Annotated in this window: 23 protein-coding genes; all 23 read left to right on the forward strand. The window is 42.7% G+C overall.

All coding sequences use genetic code 11. The features are described 5' to 3' along the window. Positions 1-38: 38 nt before the first annotated feature. The 23 genes from sleB (at position 39) to miaB (ending at position 25,596) form a co-directional block, all read left to right on the forward strand. Positions 39-818, forward strand: coding sequence for a spore cortex-lytic enzyme (sleB, locus tag AC58UX_RS19475; protein ID WP_497255659.1), 780 nt, complete (start codon positions 39-41; stop codon positions 816-818). 101 nt (positions 819-919) lie between these two features. Beyond that, on the forward strand, positions 920-2,200 hold the full coding sequence (gene yfmF, locus AC58UX_RS19480) for an EF-P 5-aminopentanol modification-associated protein YfmF (RefSeq protein WP_497255661.1): 1,281 nt from the start codon (positions 920-922) through the stop codon (positions 2,198-2,200). A 3-nt stretch (positions 2,201-2,203) separates the two neighbouring features. After that, entirely contained in the window at positions 2,204-3,493 is a 1,290-nt protein-coding gene (gene yfmH, locus AC58UX_RS19485; protein WP_497255663.1) for an EF-P 5-aminopentanol modification-associated protein YfmH, read from the forward strand. Next, on the forward strand, positions 3,490-4,248 hold the full coding sequence (gene ymfI / locus AC58UX_RS19490; protein WP_497255665.1) for an elongation factor P 5-aminopentanone reductase: 759 nt from the start codon (positions 3,490-3,492) through the stop codon (positions 4,246-4,248). The genes yfmH and ymfI overlap by 4 nt, the downstream gene beginning before the upstream one ends. A gap of 105 nt (positions 4,249-4,353) precedes the next feature. Beyond that, complete coding sequence (locus AC58UX_RS19495; RefSeq protein ID WP_497255667.1) at positions 4,354-4,605, forward strand: DUF3243 domain-containing protein; 252 nt, start codon at positions 4,354-4,356, stop codon at positions 4,603-4,605. A 93-nt stretch (positions 4,606-4,698) separates the two neighbouring features. Beyond that, a complete protein-coding gene (locus AC58UX_RS19500) occupies positions 4,699-5,547 on the forward strand; it encodes a hypothetical protein (protein ID WP_497255669.1) in 849 nt (282 codons plus the stop codon). Between the two features lie 90 nt (positions 5,548-5,637). Beyond that, positions 5,638-6,435, forward strand: coding sequence for a DUF3388 domain-containing protein (locus AC58UX_RS19505; protein WP_497255671.1), 798 nt, complete (start codon positions 5,638-5,640; stop codon positions 6,433-6,435). Positions 6,436-6,486: 51 nt separating this feature from the next. Then, positions 6,487-7,362 carry a helix-turn-helix domain-containing protein gene (locus AC58UX_RS19510; RefSeq protein ID WP_497255673.1) on the forward strand — a complete coding sequence of 292 codons (876 nt, stop codon included), beginning with the start codon at positions 6,487-6,489 and terminating at the stop codon, positions 7,360-7,362. Positions 7,363-7,506: 144 nt separating this feature from the next. Then, positions 7,507-7,998 (forward strand): YajQ family cyclic di-GMP-binding protein, encoded by a 492-nt coding sequence (locus tag AC58UX_RS19515; protein WP_497255675.1) that lies wholly within the window; start codon positions 7,507-7,509, stop codon positions 7,996-7,998. Between the two features lie 128 nt (positions 7,999-8,126). Continuing rightward, complete coding sequence (gene rimO, locus AC58UX_RS19520) at positions 8,127-9,455, forward strand: 30S ribosomal protein S12 methylthiotransferase RimO (RefSeq protein WP_497255677.1); 1,329 nt, start codon at positions 8,127-8,129, stop codon at positions 9,453-9,455. Continuing rightward, positions 9,452-10,036 (forward strand): CDP-diacylglycerol--glycerol-3-phosphate 3-phosphatidyltransferase, encoded by a 585-nt coding sequence (gene pgsA, locus AC58UX_RS19525; RefSeq protein ID WP_056625118.1) that lies wholly within the window; start codon positions 9,452-9,454, stop codon positions 10,034-10,036. Before rimO ends, pgsA begins: the two co-directional genes overlap by 4 nt. A gap of 75 nt (positions 10,037-10,111) precedes the next feature. Beyond that, on the forward strand, positions 10,112-11,362 hold the full coding sequence (locus AC58UX_RS19530) for a competence/damage-inducible protein A (RefSeq protein ID WP_497255679.1): 1,251 nt from the start codon (positions 10,112-10,114) through the stop codon (positions 11,360-11,362). A 170-nt stretch (positions 11,363-11,532) separates the two neighbouring features. Next, positions 11,533-12,576, forward strand: coding sequence for a recombinase RecA (gene recA, locus AC58UX_RS19535; RefSeq protein ID WP_497255681.1), 1,044 nt, complete (start codon positions 11,533-11,535; stop codon positions 12,574-12,576). Positions 12,577-12,650: 74 nt separating this feature from the next. Then, positions 12,651-13,367: a regulatory protein RecX gene (locus AC58UX_RS19540; RefSeq protein WP_497255683.1), complete on the forward strand. Its 717-nt coding sequence runs from the start codon at positions 12,651-12,653 to the stop codon at positions 13,365-13,367. Between the two features lie 380 nt (positions 13,368-13,747). Further along, positions 13,748-15,286, forward strand: coding sequence for a ribonuclease Y (gene rny, locus AC58UX_RS19545; protein ID WP_497255685.1), 1,539 nt, complete (start codon positions 13,748-13,750; stop codon positions 15,284-15,286). A 114-nt stretch (positions 15,287-15,400) separates the two neighbouring features. After that, positions 15,401-16,195 carry a TIGR00282 family metallophosphoesterase gene (locus AC58UX_RS19550; RefSeq protein ID WP_497255687.1) on the forward strand — a complete coding sequence of 265 codons (795 nt, stop codon included), beginning with the start codon at positions 15,401-15,403 and terminating at the stop codon, positions 16,193-16,195. 113 nt (positions 16,196-16,308) lie between these two features. Beyond that, the gene (locus AC58UX_RS19555) at positions 16,309-16,569 is read left to right on the forward strand and encodes a stage V sporulation protein S (RefSeq protein WP_028558349.1); all 261 of its coding nucleotides are present in this window, start codon (positions 16,309-16,311) and stop codon (positions 16,567-16,569) included. Positions 16,570-16,708: 139 nt separating this feature from the next. After that, on the forward strand, positions 16,709-17,653 hold the full coding sequence (locus AC58UX_RS19560; protein WP_497255689.1) for a dipeptidase: 945 nt from the start codon (positions 16,709-16,711) through the stop codon (positions 17,651-17,653). A 208-nt stretch (positions 17,654-17,861) separates the two neighbouring features. Next, positions 17,862-19,610 (forward strand): 2-oxoacid:acceptor oxidoreductase subunit alpha, encoded by a 1,749-nt coding sequence (locus AC58UX_RS19565; protein ID WP_497255691.1) that lies wholly within the window; start codon positions 17,862-17,864, stop codon positions 19,608-19,610. Then, complete coding sequence (locus tag AC58UX_RS19570) at positions 19,598-20,464, forward strand: 2-oxoacid:ferredoxin oxidoreductase subunit beta (protein ID WP_497255693.1); 867 nt, start codon at positions 19,598-19,600, stop codon at positions 20,462-20,464. Before AC58UX_RS19565 ends, AC58UX_RS19570 begins: the two co-directional genes overlap by 13 nt. Before the next feature lie 97 nt (positions 20,465-20,561). Beyond that, complete coding sequence (pduL, locus tag AC58UX_RS19575) at positions 20,562-21,131, forward strand: phosphate propanoyltransferase (protein WP_497255695.1); 570 nt, start codon at positions 20,562-20,564, stop codon at positions 21,129-21,131. A 295-nt stretch (positions 21,132-21,426) separates the two neighbouring features. Continuing rightward, positions 21,427-23,853, forward strand: coding sequence for an EAL domain-containing protein (locus AC58UX_RS19580; RefSeq protein WP_497255697.1), 2,427 nt, complete (start codon positions 21,427-21,429; stop codon positions 23,851-23,853). A gap of 156 nt (positions 23,854-24,009) precedes the next feature. Continuing rightward, positions 24,010-25,596: a tRNA (N6-isopentenyl adenosine(37)-C2)-methylthiotransferase MiaB gene (miaB, locus tag AC58UX_RS19585; RefSeq protein ID WP_497255699.1), complete on the forward strand. Its 1,587-nt coding sequence runs from the start codon at positions 24,010-24,012 to the stop codon at positions 25,594-25,596. The last annotated feature ends 8 nt before the right edge of the window (positions 25,597-25,604 follow it).

Here is a 25,604-nt window from a genome sequence, read left to right on the forward strand (position 1 = left end):
AAAAGGCTGTAATATGAAAAGTGAGGTTGTGTAGGGGAATGAATAAACGACTAATTGTTATTACATTCTGTATTGTGTTTGTCTTGGTAGTTTCGTTTCAATTAAAGGGCAAATTTAATCCGCCGACGGAAGAAACCTTTAGTAAAAATGAAGTGCGATATGGTGCGACAGGCTCCGATGTATATGAACTACAGGGTAGATTGAAGTTTATTGGCTTTTATGGCGGCAGTATCGACGGCGATTATGGCTACAAGACTTTAACTGCAGTGAAGCGATTCCAAGGTGAGTTCGGCATGAAGGTTGATGGTGTTGTTGGTCCGAAAACCAAACTCAAGCTTTGGGAAGCAACGAAAAGCTGGAAGCCCACAGCGCCAGAAACTGCTAAAAATCAAGGCGGTAATAATGCAGCGGCCGGTGCAGATGAGAAGCCTGCTAATTTAACACCCTCTAATAATCAAGGGTATTCCGAGCAGGATATCAACTTAATGGCCAATGCCGTTAATGGAGAAGCGCGAGGAGAGCCGTTTATTGGACAAGTTGCTGTAGCAGCTGTCATCTTAAACCGAGTGAAATCGCCAAGTTTTCCGAATACAATTTCTGGTGTTATTTTCCAACCTGGTGCTTTCACAGCCGTAGCCGATGGTCAAATATGGTTAACACCGAATGAATCATCCAAAAAAGCCGTCAGGGATGCCTTGAATGGGTTGGACCCATCTGGTGGATGTATTTATTACTTCAATCCAGAAACGGCAACGTCCAAATGGATTTGGACGAGAAAACAAATTAAAAAAATCGGTAAACACATTTTCTGTGTGTAATTTAGAGAAGGACAAGGAGAAGGAACCAACATTGGTTGCTTCTCCTCTTCGTATAGGAATATAATGGATTTATCACACGGACATAGAAGGGAGACTGACCTTTGAAGCCTAATCAATTTGAGCGCAGCAGTTGGAAGCATATCCGAATGCATGTTTTGCCGACAGACCGTTTCAAAACATTTGCCATTTCCGTATACATAGGTCGTCAATTAGATGAAGAGACGGTCACAAGCACGGCGGTAACACCTTTTATCCTCCGTAGAGGTACAGAACTGCGTCCTGAGACGAAGCAATTCCGCGAGTACTTAGATGATTTATACGGTGCTGGATTTGGGTTTGATATTTATAAGCGTGGCGATTATCAAATCGTTCAACTACGAATGGACATTATTAATGATCGTTTCGTGAAGTCAGCGAATTCCTTATTGAAGCAGGGGCTTGAATTTGTTGGTGAAACATTAACACGCCCAGCTCTAGAAGATGGACACTTCCGCAACAAATATGTAGATGCTGAGAAGCAAACACTCCGTAAACGAATCGAATCTGTCATCAACGATAAAATCCGATATGCTGCTGAGCGCTGTATGGAAGAGATGTGCAGCAGGGAGCCGTATCGACTTCATCCTTTAGGTAAAATTGAAGATCTGGACGGCATGAATGCACAAGGCCTTTACGAACAATATAAGGAATGGCTCCAAACGTCACCGATGGACATCTATGTTGTTGGCAATACAACGCTTAGTGAGGTTGAAGAAATCGTGAAGCAATCGTTTGCCATCGATCGATCCGCTGATGCAAGCTATGTCACCTCCGCGCCCCGCGGCGTTACAGGTGATGTGAAGACAATCGTAGAGCGTCTGGATGTGAATCAAGGCAAGCTGAATATGGGTTTACGGACGAATATTTCGTATGGTGATAATTTGTATCCGGTTGCCCTCATGTACAATGGTGTCCTTGGCGGGTATCCGCATTCCAAATTGTTTACGAATGTTCGGGAGAAAGCGAGTCTGGCCTATTACGCCTCATCGCGTTTCGACGGACATAAAGGGATTTTAACGATTCAGTCTGGTATTGAGATGGCCAACTATGAGAAAGCCGTTGATATTATTCGTAAGCAGCTTAAAGCGATGGAGCAAGGCGAAATTTCAGATATTGAATGGAGTCAAACAAGAGCTATGATTTCCAATCAATTGCGTGAAATTCAAGACTCAGCGTTTGAGCTGATTTCATTTGATTTTAATGCCATTCTGTCTGGAAAAGAGCGTACAGCAGATGGCTTAATTGCAGCAGTTGAACAAGTCGACATTCCGGCCATTGCTGAAGTGGCGAAGCGGGTTCAATTGGACACGATATACTTTTTACGGGATCAGAAGGGGGAGTAGACCATGCAGAGTATTCCATATCCACATCTCGGTGAAACCATTTATCATGAAAAGCTTGATAATGGGCTGCATGTGTTCGTGTTACCCAAAGAAGGTTTCCAGAAAACGTATGCGACTTTTACAACCCAATATGGTTCCATCGATAACCATTTTCAGGTTCAAGGTAAAGAAGAAGTCCGAGTTCCAGATGGGATTGCGCATTTCTTAGAGCACAAAATGTTCGAGGAGCCCGAAGGGGATATCTTTGCTACGTTTGCGACGAATGGAGCGTCGGCGAATGCCTTCACAAGCTTTGATCGAACAGCGTATTTATTTTCCTCAACAGATCGCTACCTAGAAAACTTAACGACATTAATTAATTTCGTGCAAAATCCTTATTTTACAGATGAGAATGTGGAAAAGGAAAAAGGGATCATTGGGCAAGAAATTAAAATGTACGAGGATAACGCGGATTGGAGAAGCTATTATGGCTTGATTGAGTCCTTGTATGCGAAGCATCCAATTCATATTGATATCGCTGGCACAGTCGCGTCAATTGCTGAAATCACAAAAGAGACGTTGTACGAGTGTTACAATACGTTTTACCATCCGAGCAACATGAGCTTATTTGTGGTTGGCGGCGTGGATCCGCAAGAGGTTATTACTTTAGTGAGAGATAATCAAGCTGCCAAAACCTTTCCGCCGCAAGGTGGGATCCAACGGTTTTTCCCAGATGAGCCAGTCGATGTCAAGGAAGCACGCAGGCTTATTTTACTTCCAGTTTCGCTGCCAAAATGCTTAATGGGCTTTAAAGAATCGGCCCCAGCAGTGACAGGTAAGCCATTATTGGAAAGAGAACTTACGACGAAGTTAATGTTAGATATTTTATTTAGCTCCAGCTCAGACATTTATCAAACGCTTTACGATGATCAGCTTATCTCTGATAATTTCGGCCATGAATATAACTGCAGCGACGGCTATGCGTTCTCGATTGTTGGAGGGGATACCAAGGATCCAGAACAATTGATCGCAAGGATTCGTGAAGAGGTTGAAAAAAGAAAAGCCGCGGGCCTCGATGAAGTTACTTTTGAGCGCAGCCGGAAGAAGAAGATTGGCAGTTTCCTTCGCATGATGAATTCGCCTGAGTCTATTGCCAATGAATACACGAAATATCGGTTCAAAGGGATTGATCTCTTCGATATTTTGCCCGTGTATGAGCAGTTAACGCTGGAGGATGTGAATCGTCGATTCCGTGAGCATTTTGACTGGAGTAAGCTCGCTGTTTCCATTGTGCAGAGTCGTGAGAAGTCGTGAATGCTGCCATAAAACCATTTAGTGAACAGACCGTGCTTATAACGGGTGCTAGCAGAGGAATTGGCGCTGCTATTGCGCAACGTTTCGCCGCGGTAAGTATGCAGATTGTGATTCATTATCGGGAATCTCATGAGGCAGCCAATGAAATAGCTCGAGCTTGCATGAAGCAAGGGTCCAAGGTAATAACGGTTTCTGCAGATATTCAATCCAATGAACAGATTCTTAAAATGCGAGATAAATTGGAGCAAATGAACATGCTGCCAGATATCGTCGTGAATAACGCAGGAATTTCTCATTATGGACTGCTTTCGGATGTAACAGAGGCAGATTGGGATCGTGTGATGAATGTCAATCTGAAAGGTTCTTTCCTGTGCACGCAAGCTTTCATGGGTGAAATGGTTAGGCAGAAATATGGCCGAATCATCAACGTATCCTCGATTTGGGGGATTTCAGGAGCTTCGTGCGAAGTCTTGTATTCAACAGCCAAGGGTGGCTTAAATGCCTTTACGAAGGCTCTGGCTAAAGAGCTTGCTCCATCAGGTGTTACGGTGAATGCCGTGGCACCTGGAGCTGTTCAAACGGAAATGATGGCTGGCTTTCAATCGGACGAGATCGATGCCATTACGAACGAAATACCCGTCGGGCGCCTCGCCTCACCGCACGAAGTTGCATCACTTGTCTATTTTCTAGCATTGCCAGAATCGGGGTACATAACGGGCCAAATTATCTCTCCCAATGGCGGCTGGCTAACTTAATGACATAGTTTCCATGGCAATGAAGCCCACGCATAATTCGGTTTTGAGAAGCGCATATTACGTATGTAATGACCATTTCTCATAACTCGAAGGAGGCTTCTTACAATGGCTACTGTACTTAAGGTGTTCGACAAATGGAAAGAGTTTTTGGCTGAACGCGTGAGTCAGGCGGGACATGCAGGGATGAGTGATGAAACCATCTCCAAGCTCGCTTTTCAAATTGGGGAGTTCTTGGCTGACAAAGTAGATCCTCAAAATGATCAAGAAAGAGTTCTCAAAGAGTTGTGGGATGCCGGCGATGAGCAGGAAAAGCATACACTTGCCCGCCTCATGGTAAAATTAGTAGACAAAGGTTAATAACCGTTTTACAATTCAATAGGGTATGATGTGAGAGCCTCCTCTTTCGGAGGCTTTTGCATGCTTTATAAGCTGGAAAGGAATTATCATCGTATGCATAAGAATCGAGTCTTTTTTGTTTTCATCCTACTTATATTAATAATTACTGGTTGTGGGAATCGTGGAATTCCAGTCATTAAACAAGAAGTACTTGATCAGAAAATGTCTGTATTGATGATCTCAAGTGCAGGGCTTACGGCACCTGCAAAAGAAGCGCTAAGTCAAACTTTAAAAAGCTGGCGCGATGCCAATTCGATTGCGTTCGACTGGGTCAAAGATGTGAATACATTGGATGATAACGTGATTTCAAAGCTGAAAACGAAATCATATGATTACATATACGTTGTTGGAAACGAACTGTTCGCTTCGGCTAACGAAACGATAGCATTAGGACTTACTTCGAGCAAGTGGACGTATTTACAAAGTCAACCTTTTGCCGCTGGCAGCGCAGTTGCAGTGAATGAACAGGCCGCTTCACTCCAATTGGATATGCAACAGATGGATACTATGAAAAACAAAGCGATTCAGGATCTCTTGTTTCAAAATGTGAGCATTGAATGGGTGACACAAGTCGACCGTCCCATTCCATCCGCCTGGGCACCTTCCGAAGAATCCGATCACATTGTATTCCTGAACAACACCCAGTGGGTACAGCAACTGACATTTCAAATCAATCAGCATCGCTCAACTTGGGTTGTTTTCTACAGTCCTGTTGAGGAAGCGCAGCTTCAAAGAGTGAAATCTTTGGGCGTCTCGGTCATGGACTTTACGGGTGCAGGAACCGCAGAGCTCAATTGGGCACAGATTTTTGATAATCGACTCGCGATGATGAAAACGCATGGTTGGCAAAAAGGTATCCAAAATTATAATGCGCAAGAGACAAAGGAACTAAAACTGAAATAATGTCGATTGCAGATGGTTTTAGAGAAGGATTATGGCGGAATTTGTAGAAATTAATGAAATGGACTTGAATTGAGTAGTTCATTTACAGATATGTGTGACAGAGATGATGATGAGGTGGAAGAATTGGACGTTAAAGAATGGTATATGGAATACAAAATTCACAAGAACCGTCCCGGTTTATTAGGTGATATAGCTTCTTTGATGGGGATGCTGGATATTAACATCGTGACGATTAATGGGGTTGAAGATCGTACACGCGGAATGCTGCTTCAAACGAATGATGAAGAAAAAATTGATTTAATGGGTAAAATGTTGAGAAAAGTAGATAATATTACTATTACTGCTTTGCGACCTCCTAAATTAGTTGATATTCTGGCTGTTCGCCATGGCAGATATATTGAACGCGATTCTGACGATCGCAAAACGTTTCGTTTTACGCGCGATGAGCTTGGCTTGTTAGTTGATTTTCTTGGTGAAATCTTCAAACGTGAAGGTAACCAAGTTGTTGGGCTTCGCGGGATGCCGCGTGTTGGTAAAACGGAGTCGATTATTGCTGGTAGTGTTTGCGCAAACAAACGATGGACGTTCGTGTCCTCAACCTTGTTGAGACAAACCGTACGCAGCCAGCTTTCCGAGGATGAAATGACCCCTAACAATGTATATATCATTGATGGTATCGTTTCAACGATTCGATCCAATGAGAAGCATTACAGCTTGTTACAAGATATAATGGGGATGCCTTCAACGAAGGTGATCGAACATCCAGACATTTTTATTCGCGAATCGGAATACACCTATAATCACTTTGATTATATCATTGAGCTTCGGAATAGCCCGGATGAAGAAATTAACTATGATTCATTTACGTATACGTCCGAACCTTTTTGAGTTTTAAAACGTCAATAACAGGATTCATAATTCCTTCGGGGAGGTGACCATATGTCTGACTTAGGCTATATTTTGCGCAAAACACGACTGGAAAAAAAGATATCGCTGGATGATCTACAGGAAGTTACCAAGATACGCAAACGCTATCTAGAAGCCATTGAAGAGGGGAACTACAAGGTACTGCCTGGGAGTTTCTACGTGAGGGCTTTTATTAAAAGTTATGCTGAAGCTTTGGGCCTTGATCCGAATGAAGTTCTAAATATGTATCAGTCGACGCTACCCGCCCCCACGATTGAGAAGCCTGTTGTGGAAGCGATTCGCAAAAATAGATCAAGTGTTCGCAATACGGAAAAGATGAGCCGCTGGGCATCCAGCCTGATGTTTGTCTGTTTTATTTTGCTTATATTTGGGATCGTATATTACTATACATATAAGAATTATAAAGGAACACCTGCGGATGAGAAGCCGACGCAAACGCAGTCGCCGCGGATCACAGATTCGACGAATCCGTCGCCGGGTTCATCTGTGAATGCTACGGGGGATGGGAAAGCAACGGTGCTTGCAACCCCTACACCAACGCCTGCTCCGACACCAACGCCGCCAGCCGTTCAGGTTAAATTTAGCTCGAATGAGAAAGGTGTAGACAACTACATCATTACGGGAACTGCGAATTTGAAGATTGAGTTCAAGATTACCGGCTCTTGTTGGATCGCGGTTAACGCTTTAACTCCTACTGGTGAAAAAGGTGAATTGCTTAGACAGAAATTGTATAATTCCGGTGAAACGGATACCTTTGATCTTGGGACCTCAGCTTTCTTGAATGTTGGCGCAGCAAGTGCGTTGCAGCTCATGGTCAATGGCACACTCGTTCCTGTTGGAGATACGCCGAATCCGAAGCGGGTTCAACTAAATTTGCAGAAAAGCTAGCAATTTGGCAATTCCTGCGCTTTCCCGGGTAATTAAAATAGCTTATTAGGAAATATTCGAAGCCACTGGCGTTGGATATTTCTTTTTTTTGGCGTTCTTGCTATAATGCTAATGTAATTTGATGGAAGGGATGTTGGGATGTAGATGAGTTCAGAGAGTTCATTTGATATTGTATCCAAAGTGGATATGCAGGAATTAAATAATGCCATTCAACAAGCGGAGAAAGAGATTTTGACCCGTTTTGATTTTAAAGGAAGCAAAAGCAGTATTAAATTGGATAAAGATCAGCTTGTTGTCACATCGGATGATGAGTTTAAGCTTCAGAACGTCCTTGATATTATGCATGCTAAAATGACGAAGCGCGGAATCTCGATTAAGAATCTCGAATATTCCAAAGTTGAGCCAGCCGCTGGTTCCACGGTCAGACAGAAAATTAGCATGAAGCAAGGCGTCGATCAAGAGAATTCCAAAAAAATTAATATATTAATTCGTGATTCGAAGTTGAAAGTAAAAACGCAAATTCAAGGGGATCAAATTCGTGTAACCGGGAAGAGTCGCGATGATTTACAAGCGGTCATAGCGCTCCTTCGGAAGGCAGATATCCAGTTGGACTTGCAGTTTGTGAACATGAAATAAGCAGTAAAAAAGCTCTATGATATGGAAAACCCCCTGGATGCAGGGGGTTTTTACATTTTGACACCCTATAAGGCTTGTATTATACTGGTAGGGAGTGTTTTTTAGGACTATTGGAGGTTGTTTCTTTCATGACAGAAAAGGTTAAAGTAGTTACTCTCGGATGCGAGAAGAATTTAGTTGACTCCGAGATTATGTCAGGTTTAATTCATGGCCGTGGTTTTCACCTTGTGGACAACAAGGAAGATGCTACAGTCATTATCGTGAACACTTGCGGGTTCATTGATGCGGCGAAAGAAGAATCCGTAAATACAATTTTGGATATGGCAGAGCTGAAGCAAACAGCGAATCTCAAAGCGCTTATCGTTTCGGGCTGTTTAACACAACGATACAAGAAGCAGTTAATGGAGGAAATGCCAGAGATTGATGGCATTGTGGGTACGGGCGATTTTGATAAAATTAATCATATTGTAGATGAAGCGCTCAGAGGGAAGAAACCGGTTCTAGTAGGGAATCCGGTATTTAACTATGACGCGGACCTTCCTCGTTTGATGACAACACCTCGTTATACGGCCTATGTGAAAATTGCTGAAGGCTGCGATAACGCTTGTACATTCTGTTCGATTCCAATTATGCGCGGTAGCTTCAAAAGCAGAAGCATTGAGTCCATTGTGGCAGAAGTAGCTAACCTAGCTTCACAAGGGGTTAAAGAAATCAGCTTAATTGCTCAAGATTCTACGAACTATGGGACAGATCTGTATGATAGCTTTATGCTTCCTACTTTGTTAAACAAAGTTAGTGAAGTAGAGGGTATTGAGTGGGTACGTCTGCACTACGCATATCCAGGCTTCTTCAGCGATGAGCTAATTGAAGTGATGGCGACGAATCCGAAAGTGTGCAAGTATATCGATATGCCTTTGCAGCATAGTGAGGATTCCATTCTCAAACGTATGCGTAGACCAGGCCGTCAAAAGGATACACGTGAGCTTGTTCGTAAAATTCGCGAATCCATTCCGGATGTTGCTCTGCGTACGTCTCTTATTGTTGGTTTCCCTGGCGAAACCGAACAAGATTTTGAGAATTTGAAGCAGTTCGTACGTGACGTTCAGTTCGATCGTCTTGGTGTGTTTGCTTATTCCAAAGAAGATGATACACCAGCAGCAAGATTGCCGGATCAAGTGCCGGATGATGTGAAAGAATACCGTGCGAATGCGATTATGGAAATTCAACGTGAGATTTCGAATATTCGCGGCGGTCGTCGTATTGGTCAAGAAATTGATGTGCTTATTGAGAGATACGATGGCAGAAGCGATGTGTATATCGGTCGTTCCCAATTCGATGCGCCTGAAATTGATGGCGAAGTATTCGTTTCGAATGCCAAATTGAACATTGGCGAACTAGCCAAAGTTCGTATTACCCACTCCTATGAGTTTGACTTATCCGGGGAGGTAATTGCATGAACTTAGCTAACCGCATCACCGTAGCGAGAATTTTATTAGTACCAATCATCATGTTCTTCCTGTTGATTAAGGTAAAATTTCCTCAAATACGGATCGAGGAGTTTAGCATAACGTATAATCAAATTATTGCTGCTTTAATTTTTATTATTGCTGCGAGTACAGATAGCTTAGATGGTTACATCGCTAGGAAACGGAATCTTGTCACGAATCTGGGCAAGCTTCTGGATCCTCTGGCAGACAAGCTGCTTGTTACCGCTGTACTTGTTTCATTAGTAGAAATGGATAAAGTTGATGCATGGATCGTTATTGTCATTATTAGCAGAGAGTGGGCTGTTACGGGACTTCGTCAAATTGCGCTCTTAGAGGGTACTGTTATGGCGGCCAGCAAATGGGGCAAAGCGAAGACGGCAGCTCAGATTACAGCGATCATTGCACTGCTAATTAATAATTTTCCATTTACGTTTCTAGATTTTCCCTTTGATGTAATAGCTAGTTGGGCAGCAGCAATTATTACCGTTTATTCAGGTGTGGAATATTTCGTCAAAAATAAGCATGTCATTGATTTTTCGGAAAAATCATAACAACCTACCTCTAAACCTGGTCGATCATCATTGATCGATCAGATTAGAGGTTTTCTCATTTAAGGAGGAATCAGAATGAAAGCCGAAATCATCGCGGTAGGAACAGAATTGCTGCTTGGTCAAATTGTCAATACGAATGCGCAATTTATATCGAGGGAATGTGCTGCACATGGGATTGATATGTACTTTCAAACCGTAGTTGGCGATAACGAACAGCGCTTATTAGAAAGTTTGAAATTAGCGGCATCTCGAGCTGATGTAGTCATTTGTACAGGCGGTCTAGGGCCGACTCAAGATGATCTGACTAAAGATGTCTTAGCGGCATTGACGGGGCGCAAATTAGTGCTTCACGAGCCGTCCATGGAGGCTATTACTCACATGTTTTCCTCGCGAGGAATTCATATGGTGGAGAGCAATCGACGACAAGCCCTGATGTTAGAAGGCAGCGATCCCTTACATAACGATACAGGTTTGGCCGTTGGCAATGCGCTGACGTTTGAGGGGACGTATTTTATCCTTTTACCAGGTCCTCCGAAAGAAATGAAGCCGATGTTTACGAACTATGCTGTGCCTTGGCTGAAATCTTTAATGACGAATGAAGTGCCGCTATATTCGAAAATGTTGAAATTTGCTGGCATTGGGGAGTCCAATTTGGAGCATCATTTGTTGGATTTGATTGAGTCGCAATCGGATCCGACCATTGCTCCATACGCCAATGAGGGTGAAGTGACCATTCGTCTAACTACGCGTGCACATACGGCTGAAGAAGGCGAGCAGAAATTACAAGCGACTGAAGCTGAAATTATAAATCGGCTAGGGGAGTATCTCTACGCGGATCAAGACGTGCCTATAGAGACGATCATCTTACAGTTACTCGCAGCAAGTAAGAAGACACTCGCCGTGGCTGAGAGCTGTACAGGGGGCTTGCTAAGTGATTTATTAACAGCCGTGCCGGGCAGCTCACAATCATTCTTAGGCGGTATTATCGTGTACTCTAACGCTTTAAAACATAAGTTACTTGGTGTTCCAATGGATGTTTTGGAGGGGGAAGGTGCCCCAGGCGCTGTCAGCAGCGACACAGCCGTCATTTTAGCTGAGCAGTTGATTATTAGGACAGGTAGTGACTTTGGGATCTCGGTGACCGGAGTGGCGGGTCCAAGCACGTCTGAAGGGAAGCCTGTAGGGCTTGTCTATGTCGGGTTAGCACAAAAGAATGCGAAGACAGAAGTCTTTACTCTCCAATTATCTGGCAATAGAGCGTTTATCAAACAAAGAGCTGCAAAGCGTGCACTCTATCAATTATGGAAACAGTTGAAAGACAATTAGAAATCTACTATAATTGGAGTTAGTTAACGGAAGAACCGTAGCAAAGCGATAACTTTGTTACGGTTTTTTGTTTGTTCGCAGAAAAAACGAATGTATGTTCGAAAAAATGCTTGGCAAACATGCCAAAACAAGTTATCATATACCTATAATGATAGAAGGAAGTGGTCGTTTTGTCAGATCGTCGTGCCGCACTTGATAACGCATTACGTCAAATTGAGAAACAGTTCGGAAAAGGCTCCATCATGAAGCTTGGAGAATCTACACATATGCAAGTTGAAACGATTTCATCAGGTGCTCTTGCCCTTGATATCGCACTTGGAATAGGTGGATTCCCGCGTGGAAGAATTATTGAAGTATACGGACCAGAGTCATCAGGTAAAACAACAGTCGCTCTACATGCAATTGCTGAAGTTCAGAAAGTCGGCGGACAAGCTGCTTTCATCGATGCGGAGCATGCGTTGGATCCTTCATATGCAAGCAAGCTTGGTATTAATATAGATGAACTATTACTTTCCCAGCCAGATACAGGTGAGCAAGCGCTTGAGATCGCGGAAGCACTTGTACGCAGTGGCGCGGTTGATATTATTGTTATCGACTCCGTTGCAGCACTAGTACCTAAAGCGGAAATTGAAGGCGACATGGGGGATTCTCACGTAGGTCTTCAAGCACGTTTGATGTCACAAGCTCTTCGTAAATTGTCTGGAGCAATCAATAAATCCAAAGTTATCGCTATTTTCATTAACCAATTGCGTGAGAAAGTTGGCGTTATGTTCGGTAACCCTGAGACAACGCCAGGTGGTCGTGCATTGAAGTTCTACTCTTCCGTTCGTTTGGATGTTCGTCGTATTGAAACTATCAAACAAGGTAATGACATGGTTGGTAACCGTACGAGAATTAAGGTCGTTAAGAATAAAGTAGCACCTCCATTTAAACAAGCTGAAGTCGATATTATGTACGGTGAAGGTATCTCACGCGAAGGTAGTATTATTGATATCGGGACTGAGCTGGATATCGTGAATAAGAGCGGCGCTTGGTATTCCTATGAAGGTGAACGCCTTGGTCAAGGTCGTGAGAACGCGAAGCAATTCTTGAAAGATAATAAAGCGATCTCCGAAACGATTGAACTGAGAATTAGAGAGAACAGCAACTTAATTAAAGTCGTAGGTCCAAACACGGATGACGAGGAAGATGAGTTGGAAACAGCTTTTGAATAGGATTGTCAGATAGGCTGGAAGAAGCACCTTAACCTTGTGTTGAGGTGCTTTTCTTCATTATGGAGGTTATAGAAGTGAATCACGAAGAGGAACAACAAAATGAGCAACAAGAGGAACAACTACAAATCATAACTAGGGTTGAGAAACAAAAACAAGGAAGACCTCGCTATAACATTTATCTTAATGAGGAATACGCTTTTTCAGTTCACGAAGATATTTTGATCAAACATCGTTTAAACAAAGGTGAATCTTTATACAAGCAAGCGATTGAAGCTATCCTGATCGATGAGGAGCAAAATTTGGCCTACGTAAAGGCACTTTATATGGTTGGAAGACGTCCTCATTCTCTATCAGAGGTAAAGCGTAAACTGAAGGAGAAGGGTTTCGAGGCTCCTATTATTGAATGGGCAAGTGTGAAACTAGTTGAAAACAAATATATCAATGATGAAGAGTTTGCGAAGATGTGGACAGATAATCGGGTCATAACTCAGCGCAAAGGACGTAACTTGATTCGACAAGAACTTCAACAAAAAGGGATCCATCAAGATGTGGTTAAAAGTACCATGGAGTCCATTGATCCTGAGGATGAGTATGCCGGGGCACTCAAAATAGCAAGCACGAAATGGAAGCAAACGACAGGACAAGTGATGGATAGAAAGCGTAAAACTGCGGCATTTCTAATGCGAAGAGGCTACACGGGGTCTATTGTATCGAAGGTCTTGGGCGAGATTATTAGTGAAACAGAGAATGAGGAAATGGCCTTCATGGAAGATGGATTTGATGATATTTAATGGCATTAATTAATTTCGATTTTATTTAATGCAGTTAACTATCGTCTCGAAAATAGTGGGCCTAAATAATCAACTCTTTGACATTCGCTTGACAAGCTTCTTCGACAAAAGATAAAATAACAATGTATATTTTCATAATGTATTCAAAATCATACTAATTTCATTGATTTTGAGAGGACAGTTGTAAAAACCGCCAATTTTTACACTGTTGATTATGGATTATTAGCACTAGAGTGCCCTCACGCACTGTGCGCATTCATTTAAAAGCCATACTCTTATGATGGTAAGGGTATGTATGACTAGCCAAACAATTGAATCGGATTAACAAACCGAAGGTCCCAGGCTAAAAACTTGGAGAAACCAACGAGGAGGTGAACAAGATGACTGTCATCTGGATCGCGATCATTCTCGTTGTTGGTGCTGCATGCTTAGGGATTGGTTATTTTATCCGAAAATCTCTTGCAGAAGCGAAAATTTCCAGTGCTGAAACAGCCGCTGAGCAGATCAGAGAATCTGCCAAGAAGGAAGCAGAAGCACTGAAAAAAGAAACGGTTCTGGAAGCAAAGGACGAAGTGCATAAGCTGAGGTCCGAAGCTGAAAAAGACATTCGTGAGCGTCGGAATGAAATTCAACGCCAAGAAAGACGATTGTTGCAAAAAGAGGAATCGCTGGATAAAAAATTAGAATCTCTTGAGCGTAAAGAAGAGTTAGTTGCCAACAAAGAGAAGCGTATCGAAGATACACAAACACAAATTGATCAGCTTTATAAAAGCCAAGTTTCCGAATTGGAACGAATTTCTGGACTTACAATGGAAGAAGCTAAGAGCATCATTCTTACTAATGTAGAACAAGAAGTTCGCCATGAAACTGCGCAGCTAATCAAAGAGATTGAAACACAAGCCAAAGAAGAAGGCGATAAGAAAGCCCGTGAGATCATCACACTTGCTATTCAGCGGTGTGCGGCAGATCACGTAGCTGAAACTACAGTTTCAGTTGTCTCGTTGCCTAATGAAGAAATGAAGGGCCGTATTATCGGTCGTGAAGGTAGAAATATCCGTGCATTGGAAACATTGACAGGTATTGACCTTATTATTGATGATACGCCTGAAGCAGTAATCTTATCTGGTTTTGACCCAATCCGTCGTGAAATTGCTCGCACATCACTTGAGAAACTTGTGGCGGATGGACGTATTCATCCAGCACGTATCGAAGAGATGGTTGAGAAGTCCCGCAAAGAAGTGGACGAACGTATCCGCGAGTATGGGGAGCAAGCGACGTTTGAAGTTGGGGTACACGGATTGCATCCTGACTTGATCAAAATTTTGGGGCGCCTGAAGTTCAGAACAAGTTACGGACAAAACGTGTTGAAACATTCCATGGAAGTAGCGTATCTGGCTGGTTTAATGGCCGGGGAGCTCGGGGTAGACGTAACTTTGGCGAAACGTGCCGGGCTGCTTCATGACATTGGTAAAGCGTTAGACCATGAAGTTGAAGGGTCTCACGTTGAAATCGGTGTTGAAATTGGTAAGAAATACAAAGAGCATCCAATCGTCATTAATAGTATTGCTTCACATCACGGTGACGTGGAAGCAACCTCTGTTATTGCCATGCTAGTCGGCGCTGCAGATGCATTGTCAGCAGCAAGACCAGGTGCTCGTAGAGAAACGCTAGAAACGTATATCAAACGTCTTGAGAAGCTGGAAGAGATTTCAGAGTCGTTTGAAGGTGTTGAGAAATCATATGCCATTCAAGCAGGCCGTGAAGTTCGCGTTATGGTGCAGCCAGAGAAAGTGGATGACACTGAGGCGTTCCGCTTAGCCCGTGATATTACGAAGAAAATCGAGGGTGAACTCGATTATCCAGGACATATTAAGGTTACGGTCATTCGTGAAACAAGAGCAGTTGAATACGCTAAATAAGAAACGAATGGGAAAAGTGGCTATCATAGCCACTTTTCCTTATTTTCAAGGCCGAAAGTAACTACAAAGAGAGAGCTAAACTAATTTCGGTCATAAAGGAGCTAGTTTTAAGTAATGAAAATTGTATTTATCGGAGACATCGTAGGTTCTGTTGGAAGAAAAGCATTGAAGAATATCATGCCAAGATTAAAGCAATTGCATCCCCATGCAGTGTTTATTGCGAATGGAGAAAACGCCGCGGCTGGCAAAGGAATTACAGCGGCCATCGCGAAAGAGATTTATGAAATGGGCATTCAAGCGATTACGATGGGGAATCACACATGGGATCAGAAGGAAATCTTCGATTTCATCGATCGTGATGATAAAATGGTGCGTCCAGCGAACTTCCCACCGGGGACTCCTGGTAGAGGGCACACCGTTATTAAAGTGAAAGATCAAGAACTTCTTATCATTAATCTACAAGGCCGAACATTCTTGCCGCCAATTGATTGTCCATTCCGTAAAGTGGATGAAATTTTGGAAGGCGATAAGAAAAAACATAAATTTGTTTTTGTCGATTTTCATGCGGAAGCGACATCGGAGAAAATTGCGATGGGCTGGCATTTGGATGGCAAGGTTTCTGCAGTCGTAGGAACACACACGCACGTTCAAACGAATGACAACCGAGTATTGCCTCAAGGGACCGCGTATGTGACGGATGTAGGGATGGTAGGGCCTCGTGACGGCATTCTAGGGGTAGAACGTAATGCTGTGCTCCAGAAGTTTAAAACACAGCTCCCTGTTCGTTTCGTTACAGATGAAGGGAAATGGCATTTCCATGCTGTTGTTATAGAATTAAACGATCAGACAGGATTAGCGAAAGGAATCAACTTGATTCGCTATGATGAAGATCAAGTATTCATGGATTAATGTACAGAAAACATGCACTATCCGTAATCATGGGATGAGTTAGCATGTTTAGTCACCCTTGCGAATATGATGGGTATTGGAAGCTATCCATCATTTCCGAGGAGGTACTATTCATGGATGTATTAAAAGTTTCAGCAAAATCTAATCCAAACTCCGTAGCAGGTGCATTGGCAGGCGTATTGCGTGAGCGTGGAGCAGCTGAGCTTCAAGCGATAGGTGCAGGCGCGTTGAACCAAGCCATCAAAGCAGTAGCTATCGCAAGAGGATTTGTGGCGCCTAGTGGAGTCGACTTAATATGTGTACCAGCCTTCACGGATATCGTTATTGATGGGGAGGACCGGACAGCTATTAAATTGATTGTCGAGCCTCGGTAGCAGGAGGACAATGAATAAACGTTGACGTTCAGAACTGATAACAAGTTAAAACGAAATGTTTTCACAGTACCTAAGAAACCTCTGTATAGAGGTTTTTGTGCTGTTTAGGCACTTAGTTTCGATATCAGGAGGCGGTTAGATGAGGAGAATCGTAGACGGTCATTGTGACGCATTAACGAAGCTGTATATGAATGAGAAGCTGGAATTCGATGAGGAAGCAGTGGAGCTTGATGTGAGTTTTCCTAAGCTTCAGCAGTCAGGCGTGAAGGTGCAATACTTTGCCATCTATCTTTCGGAAGCGATTCCGAACCCAAGCTTTGATCATATTTTGCAAATGGTTGATGTGTTTCATCGGAAAATCGCAAGCCACCCACAAATGAGCATTATTCGAACGGCAGCGGATTGGCTTGCTTTAGAGCAAACCAATAAGATTGGGGCTATTTTGACAGTAGAAGGCTTGGATGCGCTTGCGGGTAATTTAACACACTTGCGAATTCTTGAATACTTAGGTGTACGCTGTGCAGGACTGACATGGAATTATGCGAATTGGGCCGCGGATGGTGTTATGGAGCCGAGAAAAGGTGGTTTTACCAAAAAAGGAAAGCGGATGTTAAAAGAAATCGAAACTATGGGTATAATAGTCGATGTGTCCCATCTTTCGGTAGCAGCCTTCTGGGAGCTTGTTGAGGTTTATCCTAAACCATTTATCGCCTCCCACTCGAATGCCTATCAAATTTGCCCCCATCCAAGAAATTTATCAGACGATCAAATCAAAGCTGTCATACAATGTAAAGGATTGATGGGGATTACGTTTGTTCCCTACTTTCTGGATAACGCCAATCCAACCGTTCAGATTTCATCGATCCTGAAACACATTGATCATATCTGTGCATTAGGTGGGGAGTCCCACATTGGATTTGGTTCGGATTTTGATGGGATTGAGCAATGGGTCAAAGATTTAAGACATGTTGGACAATACGGAAATATTATAGAAGCTTTGTGTAAAAGCTATACGGAGTCGCAAGTCGAGGCGTTTTTGTATGGAAATTGGCGCAATTTCATGTTGGCGAACCTTCCGCAATGATAGAAAGGAATCAATCTAATATTGATATGGATACAATCTAAAAACTCTATCTTTTAGAAACGGTGAAACCTCTTGCAATTTAGTCTGTAAAGGCATAGAATTTGGATGACAAGTGAAAGAATTTTTTTATTGCATCATCTTACATTACTAAACAATCAGCTTATCAAATTTTCTTCACGCAGCTACAATCAAAAGGAGTGGACGTACGGTGATTAGTCAGTTATCTTGGAAAATCGGAGGTCAGCAGGGTGAAGGGGTCGAAAGTACAGACCGCATTTTCTCTACTGCATTGAACCGTCTCGGTTACTATTTGTATGGGTACCGTCATTTCTCTTCACGGATTAAGGGGGGACATACAAATAACAAGATTCGCATCAGCACCAAGCCGATTCGCGCAATTTCAGACGATTTAGATATTCTTGTTGCATTTGACCAAGAAAGTATCGATTTCAACGCACACGAGCTTCGCGACAATGGTGTTATCGTTGCGGATGCTAAATTTAACCCTGTTTTACCAGAAGGAATTAAAGCTAGATTGTTCCCAGTGCCGATCACAGCGATCGCAGAGGAATTAGGAACGTCTCTATTTAAGAACATGGCCGCGTCTGGCGCTTCATGGGCTCTACTTGGCTTGCCGCTAGACGTGTTTAATAAAGCTGTAGAAGAAGAGTTTGGCCGTAAAGGTGCAGCTGTCGTTGAGAAGAACATTGAAGCGGTTCGTAAAGGTGCGGAATCCGTACTTGAACTTGCTGGCGGACCTATCGCTGACTTCCAACTTGAGCCTGCAGACGGACAACAAAAATTGTTTATGATCGGTAATGATGCAATTGCTCTTGGAGCTGTTGCTGCAGGTTGCCGCTTCATGCCTGCTTATCCAATTACACCAGCATCCGAAGTAATGGAATATTTGCAAAAAGTACTTCCTAAAATGGGTGGAACGGTTATCCAAACAGAAGATGAAATTGCTGCAGTAACAATGGCAATTGGCGCTAACTACGCTGGTGCTCGTGCATTAACAGCATCTGCAGGTCCTGGTCTTTCCTTGATGATGGAAGCAATTGGTCTAGCAGGTATGACAGAACAGCCTGTTGTTATCGTTGATACGCAACGTGGTGGTCCAAGTACAGGTCTTCCTACGAAACAAGAGCAATCTGACTTGAATGCCATGGTATACGGAACTCACGGTGAGATCCCGAAAATCGTTCTTTCCCCAAGCACGATTGAAGAGTGCTTCTACGATACGATTGAAGCTTTCAACCTTGCTGAGCAATACCAAGTACCTGTTATTCTAATGACAGATCTTCAACTTTCACTAGGTAAGCAATCCGCAGAAATGTTGGATTACAACCGCATCGTTATCGACCGCGGCGCTCTAGTAACAGAAGCTCCTGAACAAGAAGCGAACCAATTGTTCAAACGTTATGAGTTCACAGAAAATGGTGTTTCACCTCGTGTGATTCCAGGCGTTAAAAACGGTATTCACCATGTAACAGGTGTAGAGCATGACCAAACAGGACGTCCTTCCGAAAGCACTGAAAACCGTCAACGTATGATGGATAAACGTCTTGAGAAATTGAAACACATCAAAGTGACAGATGCGATTAAGGCTGATGCTCCTCACGAAAACCCAGATCTTCTTATTATCGGTATGGGTTCAACGGGTGGAACAATTGACGAAGCTAGACGTCGTGTTGAATTGGAAGGTATCAAAACGAACCATGCAACAGTGCGCTTGATTCATCCTTTCCCGGCTGAACAACTGCGTCCGCTTATTGAAAAAGCGAAAACAGTTATCGTTGTTGAAAACAACGCTACTGGTCAATTGGCTGATCAAATCAAGCTGCATGTTGGTCACGCAGATAAAATCAAAAATGTACTAAAATATAACGGTAATCCATTCTTGCCGGCAGAAATCGAACAAAAATGTAAGGAGTTGACTTTAGCATGGCAACATTAAAAGACTTTCGTAACAATGTAAAGCCTAACTGGTGTCCAGGTTGCGGAGATTTCTCCGTACAAGCGGCAATTCAACGTGCTTCCGCTAACGTTGGTTTGGAACCAGAAAACTTAGCTATCGTTTCAGGTATCGGTTGTTCTGGACGTATCTCCGGATACATCAATGCATACGGATTCCACGGTATTCACGGAAGATCACTACCAATCGCACAAGGCGTGAAAATGGCCAATCGTGATTTGACAGTAATCGCTTCTGGTGGAGACGGAGACGGCTTTGCAATTGGTATGGGGCACACTGTTCATGCTATTCGTCGTAACATCGATGTTACTTACATCGTAATGGATAACCAAATCTACGGTTTGACAAAAGGTCAAGCATCCCCACGTAGTGCGGAAGGTTTCAAAACGAAAAGCGTACCATCAGGTACGGTTGAGTCCGCGATCTCTCCTTTGGAAATCGCAATGGCTGCAGGTGCTTCATTCGTAGCACAATCGTTCTCCAGTAACTTGAAACAGTTAACAGCTGTCATTGAAGCTGGTTTGAATCACAAAGGTTTCTCCTTGATCAACGTATTCAGCCCATGTGTAACTTTCAATAAAGTGAACACATATGATTGGTTCAAAGAGAACATCGTAGATTTGGATGAAATTCCAGACTATGATTACACAAACCGTGTGATGGCGATGACGAAAATCATGGAAACAAACTCCATGTTGACGGGTATCATCTACCAAAACAAAGAGAAAAAGAGCTACGAAGATTCTCTTCCAACTTTTGCTAAAGAAGGTCTATCGAAACAAGATCTTAAGCTTTCCGAAGCTGACTTCAGTAAATTGCTTACTGAGTTCAAATAATCAATTTCCTGCGAAGGCATACGGTGAAATTCCGTATGCCTTTTTTGTTGAGCGGCAATACTGACAAATATGTTCTTTATGAGAGGAAGATTCCACAATGGCCTTAGTTCCAATAGGTGTTTCAGCAAGGCATATACATCTAAGCAAGTCTGATTTAGATATATTATTCGGTGAAGGCTATGAGCTATCTGTATTCAAGGACCTTACTCAGCCAGGACAATTCGCGGCGCAGGAGACTGTTGCTATTGTAGGGCCTAAAGGTCAATTTGATAAAGTTCGCATTCTTGGCCCGGTTCGACCATCAACACAAATTGAAGTATCGCGTACAGATGCTTTCTCCCTTGGTATTAACCCACCGGTTAGAGAATCAGGTCAAATTCAAGATACCCCAGGATTACGTGTCATTGGTCTTAAAGGTGAAGTTGCTTTAGATAAAGGTGTCATTGTTGCTGCAAGACATATTCATTTCCATACCTCAGATGCTAAGCAGTGGGGGATTCAAGATAAACAACTTCTTCGCGTTAAATTGCGCGGCGAGAGGCCATTAATATTTGAAGATGTGATTGCGCGGGTATCCGACCAATTTGCTTTAGATATGCATATTGATACGGATGAAGGGAACGCAGCAGGTGTTAAAACGGGAGATCAAGCAGAAATTCTTCTTTAATGTTAATGGCATTAATTATTAACTGAACTAATGATTTAATTAGAAACATCCTTTACTCGACATGTAAGGGATGTTTTTATTTGCATTATTTGCATGATCTGCATCAAATTTACGCGAAGATGTAACTTTTACATATTTTCGAGTACATTCGACATAAATATATAGTTGCTCTTTGTAAATCATGGTAAGATAGTTCTCAACAGATACATATTTAAATGAATGGATAGGCAAATATACCTGAACCAGTCTTCATTTGGTTTTAAACTATCAATGCCTAATGCTAGGAGGCATCTTTGTGGAAACTATCACAAGTAATTATCACATTTCACTCGTTATCTTTTCAATCCTCATTGCCATCATTGCATCCTTTGCAGCATTGGATCTCGGTATTCGCATCCATAAGGCCAAGGGTTCTGCGAGGCAGGCCTGGTTAGCTGGCGGAGCATTTGCTATGGGGATGGGCATTTGGTCGATGCATTTTGTAGCCATGCTGGCCTTCCATTTAAACATTTCCGTGAGTTATAAATTGTCTACGGTGATTTATTCCATTATTCCAGCTATACTGGCATCTTGGTTAGCTTTACATATTATCAGCCGGCCTGTCATGCGCAAGCCAGATGTATTCATTGGGGCAACATTTATTGCCACGGGTATTGTATCTATGCATTATATCGGCATGGAAGCGATGGTGATGGGTGCCAAAATCGTATATAACCCTTATCTATGGGCAGCTTCGGCTATCATTGCCTATGTTGTTTCTTTCGTAGCACTCCTTTTGCTATACTCGATTAAGCAGAATGCATCTTCACCTCGCATTTTACTAAAGAAGCTGGTCAGCGCGGTCATCATGGGGTTTGCGATTTGTGGCATGCATTATACGGGAATGGCAGCTGCAACGTTTGAGCACGATCATTCGCAAATGGTATCCGATATTACATTTGATACTTCATTATTAGCTTACTTGATAGGGTTTGGCGTTTTGTTCGTTTTGGGATTAGCGTTCATCAGCACATTTATTGATAAACGATTTGAGTCGCAAATGTTGATGTCGGAGAGAAGATTTCGTTCTGTCGTAGAATCAGCGCATGATGCCATTATTTTAGCAGATACAAAAGGGACCATCATTTCTTGGAATCGAGGCGCCCAACAAATTTTTGGCTATGAGGAACAGGAAATCATCGGTGAGAGATTACGTGTTATTTTCCCCGATCGGTATGTAGCAACTCATCAAGAGCGTTTAGAGATTCTTCTTTCCAGTGAGGAATCGCATGAGCTCGATAAGACGTATGAATTGCAGGGATTAAGAAAAGATCAAGCCGAGATACCACTTGAGTTATCACTTGCCGTTTGGAAAGAAGAAGGCAAGGCATATTTTAGCTGTATTATTCGAGATATCTCCGAACGCAAGCGGGCAGAAGAAAAAATTAATCAAATGGTGTACCGAGATCCATTAACAGGTCTTCCCAATCGCTTGTTACTTAATGATCGCCTCGAGCTCGCACTAGATCAAGCTCATGCAAACAAACAAACCATTGGGATCATGTTTATTGATTTGGATCGTTTTAAATATATTAATGACACGCTTGGTCATGCTATGGGTGATAAGTTATTGATAGAGGTTGCGAGTCAACTCGAAACGTGTATCGGCAAAGGCGACACGGTATCACGTCAAGGCGGCGATGAGTTCATCGTACTGTGGGCGAACACGAATACCGATGAGATGATTAAAAATGCGCAAAAAATTATTCGTATATTTTCGCAGTCCTTTACCATTCTTGAACACGAGCTATTCGTGACACCATCGATAGGTATTAGTCTCTATCCATCCGATGGCGGTGACATTGAAACCTTAATAAAGAATGCAGACACTGCAATGTATCGGGTGAAGGAACACGGAAAAAATAGTTTTCAATTTTATACACCAGAGATGAACGAAACTGTTACGAAGAAAATGCAAATGGAGATTGGCTTGCGCAAAGCTTTGGAACGTAATGAATTTAAAGTGTTTTATCAGCCACAGATTGATGTGAATTCGGGAGTCGTTATTGGGGTCGAAGCGCTGCTTCGTTGGCACCACCCGGATTGGGGCAATATATCTCCTGCTGATTTCATCCCTTTAGCTGAGGAAACAGGCTTAATCATCCCAATAGGAGAATGGGTTCTGAATGAAGCTTGCCGTCAAAATGCGGAGTGGCAGCATCAAGGTCACGATCCGTTACGTATGGCCGTTAATATCTCTTCAAGACAATTTAAGCAAAGCAATCTCATAGAAACAGTGAGCCATGCAATAGCGAAGTCAGGTTTGGATCCGCAGTATCTTGAACTGGAGTTAACGGAAAGTATTATCCAAGATTCGAAATACGCAATTGAGACGATGCATAAGCTGAAAACGATGGGAATTCATTTATCGATTGACGATTTTGGAACAGGCTACTCATCTTTAAATTATTTGAAGCTCTTCCCAATCGATAGTTTGAAGATTGATCAATCTTTCACGCGTAATATGTTTGAGGATGCCAAGGATGCTGCACTTGTACATACGATTATTTCTATGGCACATAATTTAGATTTGAAGGTCATTGCAGAAGGGGTAGAGACGGAGGAACAGCTTCAATTCTTATCACAAAAGGATTGCAATGAAGCCCAAGGCTACTTGTTTAGCCGCCCAATTCCTGCGCATGAAATGACTACTCTAATTAAACGACAATATACGTATGGTTAAAATGGTTCTCACAGCCTTCTCATTCGAGAAGGTTTTTTTGTGCTCATTGCGCAATAGATGCAAATATGGATATACAGGTATCATTTGTGCTATAATTTGATATTGGGTTATTACAAGTTAGCGCTATATTCATAGATAAAGGGAAGTGAATTCATCATGTCGAAGGAGAACCAAAATACATCGGACTTAAAATCCGACAAGGTTAAGGATTACTCCAAATACTTTGACTTCTCGGATGCAAAAGTGTTAAGCCAAGAAGAGGGCAAGACAACGTATCGGATTAAAGGTCGGAATATCCAAATCAATTCTGCACCCAATTATAAGGATGAGAAGCAGCGTGGTAAAGAGGATATTCAAGTTCATTACGACTTTACCATTCCAGAAGATATGCAGCAATTTGGTAAGGACAAACATTACTTAATTACAACGTATGGCTGTCAAATGAATGAGCATGATACCGAAGTCATGAAGGGCCTTTTCGAGCAGATGGGCTATACAGCTACAGAAGACAAGCAGATTGCAGATGTCATCTTGCTTAATACGTGCGCGATTCGTGAGAATGCTGAAGATAAAGTGTTCGGTGAGCTGGGTCATTTGAAAACCCTGAAAGCGCAAAAGCCTGGACTTATTCTAGGGGTATGCGGCTGTATGTCGCAGGAAGAATCCGTTGTTAATCGCATCATGCAAAAGCATGCTTTTGTCGATATGATTTTCGGAACACATAATATTCACCGTCTGCCTAGCCTTTTGAAGGATGCCTTTTTCAACAAAGAAATGGTTGTGGAGGTATGGTCAAAGGAAGGCGATATCGTAGAAAATCTACCCAAAAAACGGGAAGGTATCCGTGCTTGGGTTAACATAATGTACGGCTGCGATAAGTTCTGTACCTACTGTATCGTTCCATATACACGAGGGAAAGAACGAAGCCGCAGACCGCAGGATGTGTTGGCTGAAGTTAGAGATCTGGCTCGCCAAGGCTTCCAGGAGATTACGCTGCTTGGTCAGAATGTCAATGCCTATGGCAAAGACTTTGAAGATATCACGTACACGTTCGCAGATTTGATGGACGATATGCGCAAAATTGATGTTCCACGTATTCGTTTCACAACCTCGCATCCGCGAGATTTTGATGACCGCTTGATCGAGGTATTAGGCAAACGCGGGAATCTTGTTGAGCACATCCATTTGCCCGTGCAGGCTGGGAATACAGATGTATTAAAACGGATGAGCCGGAAATATTCGCGAGACCATTATCTGCAGCTTGCGGGTAAAATCAAAGCGACGATTCCTGATGTTGTGTTGACAACGGATATTATCGTTGGTTTCCCTGGTGAGACGGACGAGCAATTCGAAGATACGATGACGCTGTATGAGGAAGTCGGGTTTGATTTTGCTTTTACGTTCATTTACTCACCTCGAGTAGGTACGCCTGCAGCTGAGATGGAAGATAACGTTCCGATGGAAGTGAAGAAGCAGCGTTTATATCGTCTGAATGAGCTCGTTAATAAGCTGAGCAAAGAGAGCAATGAACGCTTGTTGCATCAAACTGTTGAAGTGTTGGTTGAAGGTGAAAGTAAGAACAATACGAATGTGCTTGCCGGTCGTACGAGAACGAATAAGCTCATCCATTTCACAGGAGACCCTTCCTTAATTGGCCAAATGGTTGAAGTGAAAGTGACACATGCACAAACATGGATTTTGAAAGGCGAGATTGTCCATAAGCCTCTTCAAATGTCTGTATAAATGAAGAT

It is taken from the genome of Paenibacillus sp. J22P90 (assembly GCF_059692195.1).

Coding starts and splice junctions, on each gene's coding strand:
- sleB (WP_497255659.1), top strand. CDS start 39: ATGAATAAACGACTAATTGTTATTACATTCTGTATTGTGTTTGTCTTG.
- yfmH (WP_497255663.1), top strand. CDS start 2,204: ATGCAGAGTATTCCATATCCACATCTCGGTGAAACCATTTATCATGAA.
- AC58UX_RS19495 (WP_497255667.1), top strand. CDS start 4,354: ATGGCTACTGTACTTAAGGTGTTCGACAAATGGAAAGAGTTTTTGGCT.
- AC58UX_RS19500 (WP_497255669.1), top strand. CDS start 4,699: ATGCATAAGAATCGAGTCTTTTTTGTTTTCATCCTACTTATATTAATA.
- AC58UX_RS19505 (WP_497255671.1), top strand. CDS start 5,638: ATGTGTGACAGAGATGATGATGAGGTGGAAGAATTGGACGTTAAAGAA.
- AC58UX_RS19510 (WP_497255673.1), top strand. CDS start 6,487: ATGTCTGACTTAGGCTATATTTTGCGCAAAACACGACTGGAAAAAAAG.
- AC58UX_RS19515 (WP_497255675.1), top strand. CDS start 7,507: ATGAGTTCAGAGAGTTCATTTGATATTGTATCCAAAGTGGATATGCAG.
- rimO (WP_497255677.1), top strand. CDS start 8,127: ATGACAGAAAAGGTTAAAGTAGTTACTCTCGGATGCGAGAAGAATTTA.
- pgsA (WP_056625118.1), top strand. CDS start 9,452: ATGAACTTAGCTAACCGCATCACCGTAGCGAGAATTTTATTAGTACCA.
- AC58UX_RS19530 (WP_497255679.1), top strand. CDS start 10,112: ATGAAAGCCGAAATCATCGCGGTAGGAACAGAATTGCTGCTTGGTCAA.
- rny (WP_497255685.1), top strand. CDS start 13,748: ATGACTGTCATCTGGATCGCGATCATTCTCGTTGTTGGTGCTGCATGC.
- AC58UX_RS19550 (WP_497255687.1), top strand. CDS start 15,401: ATGAAAATTGTATTTATCGGAGACATCGTAGGTTCTGTTGGAAGAAAA.
- AC58UX_RS19555 (WP_028558349.1), top strand. CDS start 16,309: ATGGATGTATTAAAAGTTTCAGCAAAATCTAATCCAAACTCCGTAGCA.
- AC58UX_RS19560 (WP_497255689.1), top strand. CDS start 16,709: ATGAGGAGAATCGTAGACGGTCATTGTGACGCATTAACGAAGCTGTAT.
- AC58UX_RS19570 (WP_497255693.1), top strand. CDS start 19,598: ATGGCAACATTAAAAGACTTTCGTAACAATGTAAAGCCTAACTGGTGT.
- pduL (WP_497255695.1), top strand. CDS start 20,562: ATGGCCTTAGTTCCAATAGGTGTTTCAGCAAGGCATATACATCTAAGC.
- miaB (WP_497255699.1), top strand. CDS start 24,010: ATGTCGAAGGAGAACCAAAATACATCGGACTTAAAATCCGACAAGGTT.